The organism is Bacillus sp. HU-1818 (genome assembly GCF_022695965.1).
GTDB classification, from domain to species: Bacteria; Bacillota; Bacilli; order Bacillales; family Bacillaceae; genus Bacillus; species Bacillus atrophaeus.
Genome location: NZ_JAAPBE010000003.1, coordinates 111591 through 129659 on the forward strand (window position 1 = coordinate 111591; position 18069 = coordinate 129659).

The 18069-nt window shown below is 44.6% G+C and carries 18 protein-coding genes; 13 read left to right on the forward strand and 5 right to left on the reverse strand.

Annotation, left to right across the window (positions count from 1 at the left end; genetic code table 11):
* The first annotated feature begins 53 nt into the window (after positions 1-53).
* From GXP75_RS21420 to GXP75_RS11040, 4 genes are all read left to right on the forward strand, one after another.
* A complete protein-coding gene (locus GXP75_RS21420) occupies positions 54-185 on the forward strand; it encodes a hypothetical protein (protein WP_262982917.1) in 132 nt (43 codons plus the stop codon).
* A gap of 129 nt (positions 186-314) precedes the next feature.
* A complete protein-coding gene (locus GXP75_RS11030) occupies positions 315-1082 on the forward strand; it encodes an SDR family oxidoreductase (protein WP_214913905.1) in 768 nt (255 codons plus the stop codon).
* Positions 1083-1139: 57 nt separating this feature from the next.
* Positions 1140-1823: a metal-dependent hydrolase gene (locus tag GXP75_RS11035; RefSeq protein WP_061572572.1), complete on the forward strand. Its 684-nt coding sequence runs from the start codon at positions 1140-1142 to the stop codon at positions 1821-1823.
* Positions 1824-1978: 155 nt separating this feature from the next.
* Entirely contained in the window at positions 1979-3298 is a 1320-nt protein-coding gene (locus tag GXP75_RS11040) for a CBS domain-containing protein (protein ID WP_242557145.1), read from the forward strand.
* A gap of 32 nt (positions 3299-3330) precedes the next feature.
* Here GXP75_RS11040 and GXP75_RS11045 read toward each other — a convergent pair whose 3' ends face one another.
* Positions 3331-3633, reverse strand: coding sequence for a YtpI family protein (locus tag GXP75_RS11045; RefSeq protein WP_214913903.1), 303 nt, complete (start codon positions 3631-3633; stop codon positions 3331-3333).
* Between the two features lie 135 nt (positions 3634-3768).
* Here GXP75_RS11045 and GXP75_RS11050 point away from each other — a divergent pair, with 135 nt between their 5' ends.
* A complete protein-coding gene (locus tag GXP75_RS11050; protein ID WP_242556816.1) occupies positions 3769-4710 on the forward strand; it encodes a DHH family phosphoesterase in 942 nt (313 codons plus the stop codon).
* Between the two features lie 17 nt (positions 4711-4727).
* On the opposite strand, the gene GXP75_RS11055 is transcribed toward GXP75_RS11050, so the two are convergent.
* The 3 genes from GXP75_RS11055 to ytrH all read right to left on the reverse strand — a co-directional run bounded on the left by GXP75_RS11055 (position 4728) and on the right by ytrH (position 5866).
* Positions 4728-4919: a YtzJ family protein gene (locus GXP75_RS11055; RefSeq protein WP_242556817.1), complete on the reverse strand. Its 192-nt coding sequence runs from the start codon at positions 4917-4919 to the stop codon at positions 4728-4730.
* Positions 4920-5024: 105 nt separating this feature from the next.
* The gene (ytrI, locus tag GXP75_RS11060; protein WP_003325098.1) at positions 5025-5528 is read right to left on the reverse strand and encodes a sporulation membrane protein YtrI; all 504 of its coding nucleotides are present in this window, start codon (positions 5526-5528) and stop codon (positions 5025-5027) included.
* A complete protein-coding gene (ytrH, locus tag GXP75_RS11065) occupies positions 5525-5866 on the reverse strand; it encodes a sporulation membrane protein YtrH (protein ID WP_003325099.1) in 342 nt (113 codons plus the stop codon). Before ytrH ends, ytrI begins: the two co-directional genes overlap by 4 nt.
* Positions 5867-6006: 140 nt before the next feature.
* Here ytrH and dnaE point away from each other — a divergent pair, with 140 nt between their 5' ends.
* From dnaE to GXP75_RS11100, 7 genes are all read left to right on the forward strand, one after another.
* Entirely contained in the window at positions 6007-9348 is a 3342-nt protein-coding gene (gene dnaE, locus GXP75_RS11070) for a DNA polymerase III subunit alpha (protein ID WP_242556818.1), read from the forward strand.
* A gap of 143 nt (positions 9349-9491) precedes the next feature.
* Positions 9492-10724, forward strand: coding sequence for an NADP-dependent malic enzyme (gene ystJ, locus GXP75_RS11075; protein WP_013390620.1), 1233 nt, complete (start codon positions 9492-9494; stop codon positions 10722-10724).
* 333 nt (positions 10725-11057) lie between these two features.
* Positions 11058-11930: an acetyl-CoA carboxylase, carboxyltransferase subunit beta gene (accD, locus tag GXP75_RS11080; RefSeq protein WP_106046065.1), complete on the forward strand. Its 873-nt coding sequence runs from the start codon at positions 11058-11060 to the stop codon at positions 11928-11930.
* Positions 11915-12892 carry an acetyl-CoA carboxylase carboxyl transferase subunit alpha gene (gene accA, locus GXP75_RS11085; protein WP_214913897.1) on the forward strand — a complete coding sequence of 326 codons (978 nt, stop codon included), beginning with the start codon at positions 11915-11917 and terminating at the stop codon, positions 12890-12892. Before accD ends, accA begins: the two co-directional genes overlap by 16 nt.
* A 192-nt stretch (positions 12893-13084) precedes the next feature.
* Positions 13085-14044 (forward strand): 6-phosphofructokinase, encoded by a 960-nt coding sequence (gene pfkA, locus GXP75_RS11090; protein ID WP_003325105.1) that lies wholly within the window; start codon positions 13085-13087, stop codon positions 14042-14044.
* Between the two features lie 39 nt (positions 14045-14083).
* The gene (gene pyk, locus GXP75_RS11095; RefSeq protein WP_150223002.1) at positions 14084-15841 is read left to right on the forward strand and encodes a pyruvate kinase; all 1758 of its coding nucleotides are present in this window, start codon (positions 14084-14086) and stop codon (positions 15839-15841) included.
* Positions 15842-15940: 99 nt separating this feature from the next.
* Positions 15941-16324, forward strand: a complete 384-nt coding sequence (locus GXP75_RS11100; protein WP_003325107.1) for an FxsA family protein — start codon at positions 15941-15943, stop codon at positions 16322-16324.
* A gap of 29 nt (positions 16325-16353) precedes the next feature.
* On the opposite strand, the gene ytvI is transcribed toward GXP75_RS11100, so the two are convergent.
* Positions 16354-17469 (reverse strand): sporulation integral membrane protein YtvI, encoded by a 1116-nt coding sequence (gene ytvI / locus GXP75_RS11105; RefSeq protein ID WP_061572581.1) that lies wholly within the window; start codon positions 17467-17469, stop codon positions 16354-16356.
* 96 nt (positions 17470-17565) lie between these two features.
* On the opposite strand from ytvI, the gene GXP75_RS11110 reads away from it, so the two are divergent.
* Positions 17566-18030 (forward strand): DUF441 domain-containing protein, encoded by a 465-nt coding sequence (locus tag GXP75_RS11110; RefSeq protein WP_003325109.1) that lies wholly within the window; start codon positions 17566-17568, stop codon positions 18028-18030.
* Positions 18031-18069: the final 39 nt, after the last annotated feature.

Consider the following 18069-nt stretch of genomic DNA (forward strand, 5'->3'; position numbering starts at 1 on the left):
AATTCCATTCATTATAGCCACCCTACTTATATAATGAATGGGAGGCCTGAGGGATGAAAAGGGAACAAGAACAGTATATATATGATGAAAAAGAGGGGCAGGAGACTATCCGGCAAATTACTGACGTGTATCAAAGCGGTTTTGTTGAGCTGTCAGAAAAGGAATCTCCTGCTTCTGCGGAATAAGCTGTCTATACAGACGGCTTTTTTCGTTTGTCAAAGTGTAAAAAAGTGATATTGCCGTTCTTTTATAGTAAAGTAGAGGAAGAAATGACTTTATTTGAAGCGGCTACGTTGCTTTGGGAGGGTATACATGTGCGACATGCTTTAATTACAGCCGGTTCGAAGGGATTAGGGCGTAAAGTGACGGAGACCTTACTAGAAAAAGGGTGCTCTGTGACGGTCAACTACAGACAGGATGAGGAAGCTGTCAGCCGTCTGAAAGCCGCCTGTCCTCAATTTCTTGACCGCCTGCAGTTTGTAAAGGGAGATGTCACCAAAAAGGAAGACTTGCTGTACATTGCCAATGCCGCGAAAGAGCGGTTTGGGAGAATCGACTTCCTGATTAATAACGCCGGGCCTTACATATTTGAACGGAAAAAGCTTGCCGATTATTCCGATGATGAATGGTACTCTATGCTTGAAGGGAATTTAAGCGCTGTCTTTCATTTATTTAAAGCAGTAATTCCGATCATGAGAACACAGCAATTCGGCCGGATTATAACATATGGTTTCCAAGGTGCGGCGCACGCCCCGGGCTGGCTTCACCGTTCCGCTTTCGGGGCTGCAAAGGTCGGTTTGGCCTCACTGACAAAAACGATAGCGATAGAAGAGGCTGAATCCGGCATAACAGCCAACATGGTGTGCCCGGGTGACATCGTCGGCGATATGAAAGAAGCGTCAATAGAAGAGGCCAGACTGAGAATCGGCAAGGAAAAGACGCCGATAGGAAGGTCCGGAACGGGAGAGGATATCGCCAGAATCATTGCTTTTTTGTGCGAGGAAAACTCCGATCTAGTGACGGGAACCGTTATTGAAGCAACCGGCGGGCTTAATGTCATTAACAGGCACCATTCAACCTAGGTTTTTTGGAAGGCTCATAAGGGAAATAAATAAAAAAATTGTGATGAGGTGAAAGATATGAAAGTGACATATCACGGACATTCTGTTATCGCAGTAGAAACAAACGACCACAATATTCTGTTTGACCCGTTTTTGACCGGAAACGATTTAACCGATCTGAAGCCGGAAGATGTAAAAGCGGACGTCATTTTATTGACTCATGGCCATAATGACCATGTAGGCGATACCGAACAAATTGCCAAGCAAAATGACGCACTCGTTGTTGCGCCGAATGAGCTGGCTGTCTATCTCGGCTGGAAGGGCTTGAATGTCCATCCTATGCATATCGGCGGCTCCAGGCAATTTGACTTCGGGAAGGTGAAGCTGACGCAGGCGTTTCACGGTTCGGCCATTACTGATGAAGAAAACAAAACGATCACATATACCGGAATGCCGTCTGGAATTCTCTTAACAGTGGAGGGGAAAACGATTTTCCATGCAGGCGACACGGCTTTATTTTCCGATATGAAATTAATCGGGGAACTGAACCATATTGATCTTGCGTTTTTGCCGATCGGCGACAATTTCACAATGGGTCCGGAAGACGCCAAGCTTGCCGCTGAATGGCTGAGAGCGAAACAGGTTGTACCGGTCCATTACAATACATTCCCGGTCATCGAGCAAGACCCTGAGGCTTTTGCGGACAGCCTGCCGGGCGGAGTCGGAAAAGTCATGGCTGTCGGAGAAACGATCGAGCTTTAAAACACAGGCCGCGCCTGTGTTTTTTTCTTTTCCATGCTGAATCGCCCTTTCATATTTATGCATCCCTTTTCAAAAAACATCACTGCTTCATTGCTATTAATTCCTCACAACCTTTATAATATGACATAGAAGACTGTCGGTTAGAGGTGAAACGCTTGGCAACAAAGCATGAACAAATTTTAATGTATATTGATTCTCTGCCTGTGGGAGAAAAAATTTCCGTCAGAAGAATTGCAAAAGAAATGGGAGTAAGTGAAGGAACGGCTTACCGAGCCATAAAAGAGGCGGAGAATAAAGGCTTTGTCAGCACGATCGAACGAGTCGGCACGATTCGGATCGAGCAAAAGAAAAAAGAAAATATTGAAAAACTTACATATGCAGAAGTCGTTAACGTAATCGAGGGACAAGTGCTCGGCGGACGGGCCGGACTCCATAAAACACTCAATAAATTTGTCATCGGAGCCATGGAGCTTGATGCGATGATGCGTTATACTGCCGCGGGGAATCTCTTGATTGTCGGGAACCGCATAAACGCCCACCGGCAGGCGCTTGAAGCGGGTGCCGCTGTCTTGGTGACGGGCGGATTTAATACGGATGACAGTATCGTACAGCTGGCGGACGAGCTTGAACTGCCTATCCTTTCCACAAGCTATGATACGTTTACGGTTGCCGCCATGATTAACCGGGCGATCTATGACCAGTTGATTAAGAAGGAAATCGTGCTTGTAGAAGACATTTTAACCCCGGCCGACCGCACCGTGTACCTCTCTCCAAAGGATAAGCTGGAGAAATGGTATGAGAAAAATTTTGAAACGGGACACGGACGCTTCCCGGTTGTCGATCACCAAATGAAGATTCACGGCATTCTCACATCGAAAGATATCGCGGGCCATGACCGATCGGCGCCGATTGAAAAGGTGATGACAAAAAATCCGGTCACGGTGATAGGAAAAACATCTGTCGCTTCCGCAGCCCAAATGATGGTGTGGGAAGGAATTGAAGTGCTTCCCGTTACAGACAAACATCAAAAATTAATCGGAATGATCAGCCGCCAGGACGTATTAAAGGCCCTTCAAATGATCCAAAAGCAGCCGCAGGTCGGTGAAAAGCTGGACGATATCGTCTCAAGGGGATTTAAAGAAGAGGACGATGATAAACAAAATCCTGCGGTTTATCAGTATGAAGTAACACCGCAAATGACGAATCAGCTCGGAACGATTTCTTACGGTGTGTTTACCACGATCCTCACTCAGGCGGCCAATCGGTTTTTGCGCTCGCGGAAACGGGGAGAATTGGTCATCGAGAGCATTACCATCTTCTTTCTGAAGCCTGTGCAGATGGAGTCGGTCATTGAAGTCAAGCCGCGTATTCTCGAAGCCGGAAGAAAATTCGGAAAAATGGAAGTTGAAGTCCACAGCCAAGGAAACATTGTCTGCAAAGCGATGCTTATGGTTCAGCTGATGGAAAGAAGCTAAAGGGACGTGCATCTCCCGTCCCTTCCGTGATATTACGCGTGGTCTCTTTCTGCCTCTTTGGCATGAAGGGGGACGTAGTGCTTATAGGCTTTATACCCGGCCCACAAGCTGCCTGCTCCTACGAGGATAAAAATACCGCCGATCACTAACGTTAAAACTGAATAAAATAAGATCATTTGATTAATTCCGTAAAACAGCACCAGCGATCCTAAGGACATGCTTGATTTAGCGGAGAAAAATTCTTTCTCCAATGGCCGCTTCGCTCGGACGCCTTTTACTTTGAAATACACGTAAAAGCAGGCTGAAAGCACAATCAGAAAAACGAAAACCAGCATAAATGAAATCCTCCATTGTAAGAGTTTACAAACCCATTCTATACATAAATGGGTTTGATTTCTAGGATAAATGTTTTTCTTTTCCGGCGGTAAAGTTTGTGATTTAATGAAAAAAAGACAAAAAAGGAGTACAAGATGAAAACAGAACTCATTACAACCATATCATTATATGACACTATTATCATACATAGACATGTGCGGCCTGATCCAGATGCTTACGGATCCCAGTGCGGCCTTACAGAAATACTGAGAGAAACCTATCCTGAAAAAAATATTTATGCAGTCGGCACCCCCGAACAATCACTTTCGTTTTTGTATTCCCTTGATGAAGTGGATGACAAAACATATGAAGGCGCACTTGTCATCGTGTGTGACACTGCAAATCAGGAAAGAATCTGCGACAAACGGTATGGTTTGGGCGATAAGCTCATGAAAATCGACCACCATCCGAATGAAGACCCGTACGGTGATCTTTTATGGGTTGATACGAATGCAAGTTCTGTGAGCGAAATGATTTATGAGCTGTACCTCGAAGGGAAGCAGCACGGCTGGAAATTGAATAAGAAAGCGGCTGAATTGATTTATGCCGGTATCGTCGGAGACACAGGCCGGTTCTTATTTCCGAACACGACGAAAAAAACCTTAAAATATGCAGGCGAACTTATTGAATATCCGTTTTCATCTACAGATTTGTTTAATCAATTGTATGAAACCAAATTGAATGTGGTGAAACTGAACGGTTTTATTTATCAAAATGTGTCAGTGTCGGAAAATGGGGCGGCCTCTGTTTTTATCAAAAAAGATATTCTTGAAACATTCGGCACAACGGCTTCTGAGGCATCACAGCTCGTTGGCACGCTTGGAAATATTTCAGGTATTCGCGCATGGGTGTTTTTCGTAGAAGAAGAAGATCAAATCAGAGTCAGATTCCGCTCGAAAGGGCCTGTTATTAATGTTCTTGCCCGCAAATATAATGGAGGGGGCCATCCGCTTGCCGCAGGAGCTTCCATTTACAGCTGGGAAGAAGCGGACACTATTTTGGCTGATTTAGAAACAGTATGTAAAGAACACAAGTAGAGGGGTGACCCTCTTTCTTAGTGTTCATCTGTGACGGGGATGAACCAGCAGCCGAGTTCAGTAAGGTCTTCATAGACTTGGAGATTGTAAGATTGAAGTTCTTTTTTGATGAGGGAAGCGAGTGCGTTTGTTTCTGCATATGCGGAAAAACCTTGTCTGATTCGGGCGGCTTGATCTTTTGCCTGCTGACGGTCGCTATAAACATACATTTCCCTTTCCTCCCTTCATATTCAACATTTGCCTCATTTATAGTTTATAAAAAAGCGGAAGAAAAAGCGACTGAAGTTTGGAAGATTTTAAAAAAATTCCACATTTTAAGACGCGAATGATATTTCAATCTCGACAGTCAGTCTCGTATAAATAATTAATTCCTTCACCTCAGCTTCGTATTTTTTTTCATTAATGGTATATATTTTGTTTTCAATCGTTCGTTTTAACAGTTCCTTCGTTTTATAGACACTTTCTATATCCTTTGTGATGACCTCTGAAATGTCATCCTTAATATGTTCTTCGAATTTTGTCTTATCCGGCTGCGAAATTTTGTATTTTTCGCTGTTCAGCAATTTTACATCGACGCTTTGAATGAGCAGCATCTTTTTGTTGTCCTCATTCAGCTTATGAAGGTCCTCCTGATAGATGGAGATTTGATTGTTCAAATCTTTTACATGCTCCTGCTGCTCTGCAATCAAAGTCACTTGTTCCTCTTGAAAGGTGCCATACGTAAACAGGAAAATCACCCAGCTGATAACGGCGCCGCACATCATACCCGCGAAAAAACGCTGCCATCCCGGTTTTCTATAGAGCTGAGGCACTCTCATGAAGAAATGTGCTCCTGCGTCAGCCAGGAAATAATCAGCCATCCGCTTTGTGCGCCCCCCATGGCCGATATGATGAGAAGAAGCTGCTTGAATATATCTCTTGTATTCCCTTCGAATATACCTCTCTCAAAGCTGTATACCGCATCAAAAGTTCCGCCGATGGCTGCAACAAGCGCCCATATTTTCAGTTTGTTGGCAAGTTTCGTAATGGCGGTGAGCGGGGCTTCACCTGACAAGTAAGCGCCGACTCCGCCGATCAGCGCCCCGCCGATCAGCACACCTAGCGCAATAAAATAACTATTAATGAAATTTGCCATAAAGCTGGCTTCTTGGTCCAATATGATCACCTCACTCTTATATCATATTGAGCTCTCAGGACAAGTATGATGACAAGTCAAAAAAGAACATTTGTTTCTTATGTAAACCCGTCTTATAATGAAGGAAGAAAAATGATCGTAAACGAGAAAGGGGTGAGGATATGTCTTTTGTTCACCTGCAAGTGCACAGCGGTTACAGCCTTTTGAACAGCGCCGCTGCTGTGGAAGAGCTCGTCAAGGAAGCGGATACGCTCGGATATACGTCTTTGGCGCTCACAGATGACCACGTCATGTACGGTGCCATCCAGTTTTATAAAGCATGCAAGGCGCGGGGAATAAAACCGATTATCGGACTGACTGCTTCTGTATTCACAGACGAAAACGAAGTGGAGGCCTGCCCGCTTGTTCTCTTAGCAAAATCGAATACGGGGTATCAAAACCTCTTAAAAATAAGCAGTGTCCTGCAATCCAAATCAAAAGAAGGCTTGAAACAAAAATGGCTGAAAAGCTACCGCGAGGGGATTATTGCGATTACTCCGGGTGAGAAGGGGTATATTGAAACGCTTCTTGAGGCGGGGCTGTATGATAAAGCGGAACAAAGCGCTTTGGAGCTGCAGTCTGTCTTTGGGACAGGCGCCTTTTATTTAGGCTATCAGCCGTTTAAAGGGAACCAGGCATTATCCGATCACATTCTCCGCCTGTCTGCCGAAACGGGCATTCCGGTAGCGGCGACAGGAGATGTGCATTACATACGGAAAGAAGACAAGACCGCTTACCGCTGCCTGAAAGCGATCAAGGCCGGAGAAAAACTAGCGGACTTGAACCGCGAAGAGACTCCGGACTTGGACTTAAAATCAATAGAAGAAATGAGAATGTTTTACAAAGAACATCCCGAAGCGTTAAGCGCCTCAGTCCAGATTGCGGAACAATGCCATGTTGATGTCAATCTCGGGCAGACGCGCCTGCCGTCTTTCCCTGCACCTGACGGTAAACCTGCTGATGAGTACTTGGCTGAACTATGTTTCTCAGGGATGAAGGAGCGCTTCAAGTCGCCTGATGAAAGAGTAATCCGCCGCTTGCAATATGAGCTGGACGTGATTAAACGGATGAAGTTCAGTGATTATTTCCTTATTGTGTGGGATTTTATGAAGTATGCTCACGAAAATGGAATCGTAACAGGTCCTGGGCGGGGATCAGCAGCGGGATCTCTTGTCGCTTATGTGCTCTATATCACAAACGTCGATCCGATCAAGCACAATCTGCTGTTTGAACGATTTTTGAACCCTGAACGGGTCAGCATGCCGGATATTGATATCGACTTTCCAGACACAAGAAGAGACGAGATGATTCAATACGTCAAAAATAAATACGGAGCCATGCACGCAGCCCAGATCATTACCTTCGGGACGCTTGCGGCAAAAGCTGCACTCAGGGATGTCGGAAGAGTGTTTGGCGTCAATCCGAAAGAAGCTGATCAGCTTGCTAAACTGATACCTTCAAAGCCGGGAGTGACGCTTGAAGACGCTAGAAAGATGTCCCCTCAGCTGAATCAGCGGCTCAATGAGTCCAGCCTGCTGAGCCAGGTGTTTTCAATAGCGAAGAAAATCGAAGGGCTGCCGAGACATACATCAACCCACGCGGCCGGAGTTGTTCTGAGTGAAGAGCCTCTCACTGGTATTGTCCCTCTTCAAGAAGGGCATGAAGGAGTGTACCTAACCCAGTACGCGATGGATCACCTGGAAGATTTGGGCCTTTTAAAAATGGATTTCTTAGGCTTGCGCAATCTTACATTAATCGAATCAATCAAAACCATGATTGAAAAAGAAGAGAAGATCAAAATAGATTTTTCCAGCATTTCTTATGATGATGAAAAAACCTTCTCCCTTTTGTCCAAAGGAGATACGACAGGCGTTTTTCAGCTTGAATCCTCAGGAATGAGAAGTGTGCTGAGGCGACTGAAGCCGACGGGTCTGGAAGATATCGTTGCGGTCAATGCTCTGTACCGTCCTGGTCCGATGGAAAATATACCACTATTTATAGACCGGAAACACGGCCGCGTGCCTGTCCATTTTCCGCATAACGATTTAAAGGATATTTTAAAAGATACTTACGGCGTCATTGTTTATCAAGAACAAATCATGGTAATTGCCTCCAAAATGGCAGGATTTACTTTAGGAGAAGCAGACCTCCTCAGACGGGCGGTCAGCAAGAAAAAGAAAGATATTCTTGATCGTGAGCGAAGCCATTTTGTTGAAGGGTGCTTAAAAAAGGAGTATTCTGTAGACACTGCAAATGAGGTCTACGATTTGATCGTTAAATTCGCTAATTACGGTTTTAACAGAAGTCACGCTGTGGCATACAGTATGATCGGCTGCCAGCTTGCTTATCTGAAGGCTCATTATCCTTTATATTTCATGTGCGGACTGCTGACGAGCGTCATAGGCAATGAGGATAAAACAGCGCAATATCTTTACGAAGCTAAGGGGAACGGGATCCGTATTCTTCCTCCGTCAGTGAATAAGAGCAGCTTTCCGTTTACAGTTGAAAACGGAGCCATCAGATACAGTCTTCGTGCCGTAAAAAATGTAGGCGTCTCAGCAGTAAAAGATATCTATAAGGCAAGAAAAGATAAAAAATTTGAAGATCTATTTGATTTCTGCTTCCGCGTGCCGTCAAAAAGTGTGAACCGAAAAACGATAGAAGCTTTAATATTGTCCGGTGCGATGGACGAGTTCGGTCAAAACCGCGCCACTTTGCTGGCATCCATTGACGTAGCCGCGGAGCATGCTGAATTATTTTCCGCAGACGATGACCAGATGGGATTGTTTTTAGAGGAGTCATTTTCCATCAAGCCGAAATATGTAGAGACGGAAGAGTTTCCGCTTGTAGATTTGCTCCAATTTGAAAAAGAAACGCTTGGGATTTATTTTTCAAGCCATCCGCTTTCCGCCCACCGGGACAGATTGTCAGCCCGCGGGGCGGTGCCGATCCTGAAAGCTCAGCAATCCGAAAAAAAACAACTTCTGCTCGGAGCGCTTGTGACAAAAACGAAAACGATTCGGACAAAAACGGGTCAAAATATGTCATTTTTAACATTAAGTGATGAAACCGGCGAGATCGAAGCCGTCGTATTTCCTGAACAATTCAGACAGCTTTCTCCGGTTTTACAAGAAGGCGCTCTGCTCTTCACAGCCGGAAAATGCGAGGTAAGGCAAGACAAAAACCAGTTCATCATGTCCAAGGCGTCTTTGTTGGATAATATGAGCAATGAAACGTCCTCCGTTTATATAAAAATAGAGGGCGGGCAGCACAGTCAGGAGCTGCTGGAAAAAATAAAGCGAATTTTGCTGGAGCATATTAAAGGGGAAAACGACGTTTATCTCTATTATGAAAAGCAAAAACAGACGATCAAGCTGCCTGATTCCTTTAGAATAAATGCTGACCATCAGGTGTTATATCGCTTAAAAGAGCTGTTGGGGCATAAAAACGTCGTTTTAAAATAGTGGTAACAAGGAAACTTTTGTTATACAATTGGAACAATTATGTTACTCTATTTAAATATTCTGTGATTTTAACTCCAGAACATTCAACCAGCCAATGCAGCAGAATACGGATCAAAAAATCCCTTTAAGGAGTGTTTAGTAACATGTCGTTAAGAGAAGAAGCATTACATATGCATAAAGTGAACCAGGGAAAATTGGAATCTAAATCTAAAGTGGAAGTCAAAAACGCGAAAGATTTAAGCCTCGCTTATTCCCCGGGAGTAGCTGAACCGTGTAAGGATATATATGATGACAAAAATAAAGTATACGATTATACAATGAAGGGGAACATGGTAGCTGTCGTGACAGACGGAACTGCGGTCCTCGGTCTTGGAAATATCGGGCCAGAAGCAGCGCTTCCTGTCATGGAAGGAAAAGCGGTTTTATTCAAAAGCTTTGCCGGAGTGGACGCGTTCCCAATCGCTCTCGCCACTAATGATGTGGAAAAAATTATTGAAACTGTAAAATTGCTTGAGCCGACTTTTGGCGGTGTCAATCTGGAAGATATCGCAGCGCCGAACTGCTTTATCATCGAAGAACGTTTGAAAAAAGAAACGAACATTCCTGTTTTCCATGATGACCAGCACGGAACAGCGATTGTAACGGTAGCAGGCCTTGTGAACGCGCTGAAATTGTCCGGAAAATCCTTGTCTTCTATTAAAGTTGTGGCAAACGGTGCAGGAGCTGCGGGCATTGCGATCATTAAGCTTCTTTACCATTTTGGCGTACGCGATATCGTTATGTGCGATTCAAAAGGGGCGATCTACGAAGGACGTCCTAACGGCATGAACGCAGTGAAAAACGAAGTGGCGAAATTCACAAACCAAGACCGAAAAGACGGCTCTTTGAAAGATGTCATCGCGGATGCAGACGTATTTATCGGGGTGTCGGTCGAAGGAGCATTAACGAAAGAAATGGTACAAAGCATGGCAAAAGATCCTGTTATTTTCGCCATGGCAAATCCTAATCCGGAAATTATGCCGGACGACGCGCGCGAAGCTGGTGCGAGCGTAATCGGCACAGGACGTTCCGATTTTCCTAACCAAGTCAACAACGTTTTGGCATTCCCGGGGATTTTCCGCGGTGCGCTTGACGTTCGGGCAACTCACATTAACGAAGAGATGAAAATTGCAGCGGTAGAAGCGATTGCCTCTCTTGTATCGGATGAGGAACTCAGCGCTGACTACGTAATTCCTGCTCCGTTTGATAAACGTGTCGCGCCTGCCGTGGCAAAAGCGGTAGCAAAAGCAGCGATGGAAACAGGTGTAGCGAGAATCAGCGTTGATCCCGAGGAAGTAGCTGAAAAGACAAGAAAGCTGACGATTATCGGTGAATAAAGTGATTGATTGAGAAATGGCAGCGCGTTGACAGGATAGCAACGCGCTGTTTCTCAAGTTAACCCGCTGCTGAAATTTTTTTGAGGGGAGGTCTTAAAAAAATTTCAGCAGGGTGTAACTAATTTTTCTGAATGCGCTATCAATCTAGTCTGAGCAACGATTTATATTACATATGCCAAGCCCGTAAACATCCTTCTGCTGATAAAAAGTTGTCGAATTGAGGATGACAGCGTTTGACAAAAAAAGTACAATAGTTTCGGTAAAGTATTAGCAAGTCTATCTAATTGGGTGACATGCGGTGAAGAGAACCCTTCACAAAAGGGAGGTAATCATTTGTTAAAGGATATATTCACTAAAAAGAAAAAATATGCTTCTGTACCATCAGAACAAGCAAAACATGATGTTCCGGAAGGCATTATGACAAAATGCCCTAAGTGTAAAAAAATCATGCTCACAAAAGAGCTGGATAAAAATATGCGTGTTTGTATGAACTGCGGCTATCATTTTCCGCTGAATGCAAAACAGCGTATTGAAAGCCTGATGGATGACGATTCATTTGAAGAGTTCAATCAGGGGATGGCCTCAGAGAATCCTCTCAATTTTCCGGGCTATCTGGAGAAGCTGGAAAAGGACCGCGAAAAAACATCCTTGAACGAGGCTGTCGTGACAGGGAAAGGCACAATCAACGGCTCTCCGGTCATCGCGGCTATTATGGATTCTACATTCAGAATGGGCAGCATGGGTTCTGTTGTCGGGGAGAAAATTACACTTGCGGTTGAAAAAGCTAAAGAGGAGAAGGTTCCGTTTATTATTTTCACTGCTTCCGGCGGTGCAAGAATGCAGGAAGGAATCTTGAGTCTTATGCAAATGGCTAAGACAAGCTCTGCTTTAAAACTGTTCAGTGAGGAAAAAGGTCTCTTCATTTCTGTTATGACGCATCCGACTACAGGCGGAGTGTCTGCAAGTTTCGCCTCTCTCGGCGATTATAATTTTGCCGAGCCGGGCGCGCTGATCGGTTTTGCGGGAAGACGGATCATTGAACAGACAATCGGTGAGAAGCTGCCCGAAGATTTCCAAACGGCTGAGTTTCTGTTGAAACACGGACAGCTGGACGCGGTCATTCATCGCGCCGAGATGAAAGAGACGTTAGGAAGTCTGCTGAATATGCATGAAACAGGAGGTGACATTGAGTGGCTGCAAGATTAGAATTCGAAAAACCGGTGGTAGAACTACAAACAAAAATCGCTGAACTGAAGAAGTTCACCCAAGAATCAGATATGGATCTAAGTGCCGAAATCGAACGGCTCGAGGAGCGTCTCACAAAGCTTCAAGACGATATTTATAAAAACCTGAAGCCTTGGGACAGAGTTCAGATCGCCCGTTTGCCGAATCGCCCGACGACCTTGGATTATATAAAGTATCTGTTTACTGATTTCTTTGAATGCCATGGAGACAGAGCGTACGGAGATGATGAAGCGCTTGTCGGCGGAATTGCCAAGTTTCACGGTCTGCCGGTTACAATCATCGGCCACCAGCGCGGAAGAGACACGAAAGAAAACCTTGTCCGCAATTTCGGAATGCCTCACCCGGAAGGCTATCGCAAAGCGCTTCGTTTGATGAAGCAGGCTGATAAGTTTAACAGACCAATCATCTGTTTTATTGATACAAAGGGGGCATATCCGGGAAAAGCCGCTGAAGAAAGAGGACAAAGCGAAGCCATTGCGAGGAATTTGTTTGAAATGGCCGGTCTCAAAGTGCCTGTTATTTGTATCGTCATCGGTGAAGGGGGAAGCGGCGGAGCGCTCGGGCTTGGTGTGGGAAATCATCTGCATATGCTGGAGAACTCCACCTATTCGGTTATTTCACCGGAAGGAGCCGCCGCGCTTTTATGGAAAGATGCAAGCCTTGCCAAAAAAGCCGCTGAAACCATGAAAATCACTGCGCCTGACTTAAAAGAATTAGGTATTATTGATCATATGATAAAAGAAGTTAAAGGCGGAGCGCACCATGATGTAAAGCTGCAGGCAGGCTATATTGATGAGACTTTAAAACAATCGTTAAAATCATTGCTTAGGCTGAATGAAGAAGAATTGATTCAGCAGCGTTATGAAAAATATAAGGCGATTGGAAAAGTTTCGGTTGAAGATCAATATATAGGGGTAAACTAAATAAACGTGGAGCCTTTGGCTCACGTTTATTTTTTGTGACATTCCTTAAATTTTATTTAAAAACAGTTTATTTAATTGTATAATAGGTAGGGTTTAATGGGGAGCTTTAAAGCAGTGCGTGTCCCTTTTCATTGTTTTAGGACAATGAACATGTTATGTTTAATCATATATGGTGCTTGAGGTGAGTAAAGGATGAAGCGTATAGGAGTTTTAACGAGTGGCGGGGATTCCCCGGGAATGAACGCAGCAGTGCGCGCGGTTGTCAGAAAAGCAATTTATCATGACGTGGAAGTATACGGCATTTATAACGGCTACTCAGGATTAATCAGCGGAAAAATTGAAAAGCTTGAATTGGGCTCAGTCGGTGATATTATTCATCGAGGCGGAACGAAGCTTTATACGGCAAGATGTCCTGAATTCAAAACAGTTGAGGGCCGTGAAAAAGGAATTGAAAACTTAAAGAAGCTTGGAATTGAAGGGCTTGTTGTCATTGGCGGCGATGGTTCCTACATGGGTGCAAAAAAATTAACGGAACACGGGTTTCCTTGTGTAGGTGTACCGGGTACTATTGATAATGATATCCCGGGAACTGATTTTACAATCGGTTTTGACACAGCCTTAAATACAGTCATTGATGCAATTGATAAGATCCGCGATACCGCTACATCACATGAACGTACATATGTTATAGAAGTGATGGGACGGCATGCAGGCGATATCGCTTTGTGGGCAGGTCTTGCCGGCGGTGCAGAATCCATTTTGATTCCTGAAGCGGATTATGACATGTCTGAGATCCTTGCCAGACTGAAAAGAGGACATGACCGCGGTAAGAAACACAGCATCATTATTGTTGCTGAGGGAGTCGGCAGCGGAGTCGAATTTGGGAAACGCATTGAAGAAGAAACAAATCTTGAAACCAGGGTATCAGTTTTGGGGCATATCCAACGCGGGGGATCGCCGAGCGCATCTGACCGTGTGCTAGCAAGCCGCCTGGGCGCATACGCTGTCGAGCTTCTTCTTGAAGGCAAAGGCGGACGTTGTGTAGGTATACAAAACAATAAGCTTGTAGACCATGATATTATAGAAATATTGGATAAAAAACATACTGTTGAACAAAACATGTATCAACTTTCAAAAGAACTGTCTATTTAATTCGGCAGGGGCTCAAGATTTTAGAAGGAAGTGAACGAATTGAGAAAAACAAAAATAGTTTGTACGATCGGTCCGGCAAGTGAAAGTATTGAAATGCTGACTAACCTAATGGAAGCAGGCATGAACGTAGCACGCCTGAACTTTTCTCACGGAGATTTTGAAGAGCATGGCGCAAGAATCAAAAACATTCGTGAAGCAAGCAAAAAGCTAGGGAAAAATGTCGGGATTCTTCTTGACACAAAAGGTCCGGAAATCCGCACGCGCGAAATGGAAAACGGAGCAATTGAACTAGTTGCGGGAACTGAGCTTATCGTCACAATGGACGAGGTATTGGGTACTCCCGAAAAAATTTCAGTGACTTACGAAGGCCTTGCTGATGATGTTCAAAAAGGATCTACTATTCTTTTGGACGACGGGCTTATCGGTCTTGAAGTTCTTGAAGTGCATGCTGACAAGCGTGAAATTAAAACAAAAGTCCTAAACAGCGGAACGCTGAAAAATAAAAAAGGCGTAAACGTACCGGGTGTCAGTGTCAATCTTCCTGGAATTACGGAAAAAGATGCAAGAGACATCACTTTCGGTATCGAGCAAGGCGTTGATTTTATCGCTGCGTCCTTTGTGCGCCGTTCAACTGACGTGCTCGAAATCCGTGAACTTCTTGAAGAGCACAATGCCGGTGATATTCAAATCATCCCTAAAATCGAAAACCAAGAAGGTGTCGATAACATTGACTCCATTTTGGAAGTCTCTGACGGTTTGATGGTAGCACGCGGAGATCTCGGCGTCGAAATTCCTGCTGAAGAAGTGCCGCTCGTTCAAAAAGAACTAATCAAAAAATGCAATGCGCTTGGCAAGCCGGTGATCACAGCGACTCAAATGCTTGACAGCATGCAGCGCAATCCTCGTCCGACACGCGCGGAAGCAAGTGACGTGGCAAACGCGATCTTTGACGGAACAGATGCAATTATGCTTTCTGGTGAAACGGCTGCGGGAAGCTATCCTGTCGAAGCGGTTCAAACTATGCACCGCATTGCATCCCGTTCTGAAGAGGCGCTGAATTATAAAGAAATTCTTTCAAAACGCAGAGGGCAAGTGGGTATGACGATTACTGATGCAATCGGGCAATCAGTGGCACATACAGCTATCAACCTTAATGCGGCTGCAATCGTTACGCCGACAGAAAGCGGCCATACTGCGCGGATGATTTCAAAATACCGTCCGCAGGCACCGATTGTCGCGGTGACGGTAAATGAATCAATTTCCAGAAAGCTTGCGCTTGTATTTGGCGTTTTCCCTGAAAGCGGACAAAATGCAACTTCAACTGACCAAATGCTTGATGATGCTGTCCAAAAATCATTGAACAGCGGAATTGTGAAACACGGAGATTTGATTGTCATCACTGCAGGATCTGTCGGTGAATCAGGCACAACCAACTTGATGAAGGTATACACAGTAGGCGATATCATTGCAAAAGGGCAAGGCATCGGACGTAAATCTGCGTATGGTCCTGTTGTTGTTGCGCAAAACGCAAAAGAAGCAGAACAAAAAATGACTGAAGGCGCAGTGCTCGTTACAACAAGCACAGACCGTGATATGATTACAGCGCTTGAAAAAGCTTCAGCGCTTATTACAGAAGAAGGCGGCTTGACAAGCCATGCGGCTGTTGTCGGTTTAAGCCTTGGCATTCCGGTTATCGTGGGGCTGGAAAACGCAACTTCTATCTTGGCAGATGGACAGGACATTACGGTTGATGCTGCCCGCGGTGCTGTTTATCAGGGCCGTGCGAGCGTACTCTAAACATTTTAAAAGCAGAAGGGGGGGTAACTCCCTTCTCTTTTCCTTGTCTGCTGTTTTTAAGCGGAATAAATGCGTTTTAAGAGATGTGGGGTGCAGGCGATGAGATTTCTCTTTTTGTTTTTTATTGTGTGTCCGGCAATCGAAATCGGGATTTTTCTGCTTTCCGGTAAGCTGATCGGTATTTTTCCAACTGTTCTGTTGATGATTTTGACGGGGGCCATTGGCGCTATCGTTGCAAAAAAACAGGGAGTTGAGGTGTATTACCGGGTGCAGCGCGAGCTCCAATATGGCAAAATGCCTGGTGAGGCCATTTTAGACGGTCTATGTATTTTCATCGGAGGTTTATTGCTGATGCTTCCGGGTTTTTTGTCAGATCTGGCCGGTGCCTGTCTGCTTATTCCGTTCACCCGCAGCTGGTGCAAACCGCTTCTGTTCAAATGGCTGAGAGGAATGTCCAAAAACAAACGGATTATTATTAAATAAACGGCAGCCTGAGTATCCGGGCTGCTGTTTTATTTTTGCCCGGCAGTAATATAGGACCATACCTCTTTTAATGCTCCTGTGGTAAGTAAAGCTTGAATAAAGACAAGGATAGCGGGCCCGGCAATAAGTCCTAAAAATCCAAATAGCTTAAAGCCGGCAAATAAAGCGATTAAGGTTGCCAGAGGATCAATTCCTATGGATTTGCTCAATAACTTCGGTTCAGTCAGCTGCCGCTGTATAAGCACAACAAGATATAAAATCCCAATCCCGATGGCAAGCGGAAGCTGTCCTGTAATAGATAAGTATAAGATCCACGGCACAAACACTGAACCTGTGCCTAAGTACGGCAGAAGATCAACGAGTCCGATTAAAAAAGCGATCGTTGCGGGATGCTCGACTTTTAATATGAAAAGACCGATACATACGATAATCATCGTAAGAAATACAAGGGCGGCCTGTGCCTTAACAAAGCCGGCCATTGCTTTCTTCAACTCACTTCCGACCGCTTTTCCGTTTGCTGAAATCCGTTCGGGGAGAATCGATAACAGTAATGCTTTCAGCTTGTGCCAATCTTTCGTGATGAAAAAAGTAGCCAAAAGAGAGAAAATAAAAACGGCTGCGGTATTTGGAAGCAATGCGAAGATTTTCGGAATCATTTCAAGGATATGAGACAGAATCAGTCCGGCGTTTTTAGCGGCGGAATCTCCCAGCGCCTGTATCTGAGTCACGATGGAAGCCTGCTGATTTGTTTCCAACCCGTTAAATAAAACAGTCAGTTCATGATAAAATGGCTGAATATGAGTGGTGAACAGTTTCTCGCAAAACATGATAAAAGTATTGAGATGAGGAGGGAGCGTCTTTGCGAGATACGCGGTTCCCGACACGATTTCTGCAACAAGCAAAGTCAGCGCCCCGACTGTGATAAGCAGAAAAAAAGCCAGAACAAAAATGACGTTTAATGTTCTAGGCAGACTGGTCAGCCTGTCCAAATATTCTACAAAAGGATGTATGGCTGATGAGAGAATAAGGGCAATCAGGAATGGATAAATTAACGGAAATGAATAATAGACTGCGGCAATAGACCCAGTTGAAATTGTAAAAACAAAAAGAGTCCTGAAGAAAATGGATACATAGGATTGATTCAAAAAAGCTCCTCCTCTCGTCAGCACGTCCTATTTTTTATTTTATTCACGATGCATGTGATTATGAATACATTTATCTGCAAAGGAGGAAGCTTAGGCGTGTTTACTCAAGCTAATTTATTCTTAGTATTATTGCTTGCCATTGCACTTATAGCTAAAAATCAATCGTTGCTTATTGCTGTATCCGTCCTGATTTTGATCAAAATAGTGGGACTTGACCAAAAATTATTTCCCGCTATTCAATCAAAAGGTATCAATTGGGGGGTAACAGTCATTACCATTGCCGTTCTTGTGCCGATTGCTACAGGAGAGATCGGCTTCAAACAACTGGGAGAGGCTGTGCGATCTTATTATGCATGGATTGCCCTCGGAGCGGGAATTGCAGTGGCGCTGATCGCCAAAAACGGTCTTACACTGCTGGAGAATGACCCTCATATTACAACGGCGCTTGTCATCGGAACCATTTTGGCAGTTGCCCTTTTTGGCGGAGTAGCGGTCGGTCCGCTCATCGGAGCCGGCATTGCGTACCTCGCTATGCAAATTGTAAAAATGTTCAGTTCTTAAAAAAACGGCGCCCTGCCGTTTTTTTTTGTAGTAAAAGAG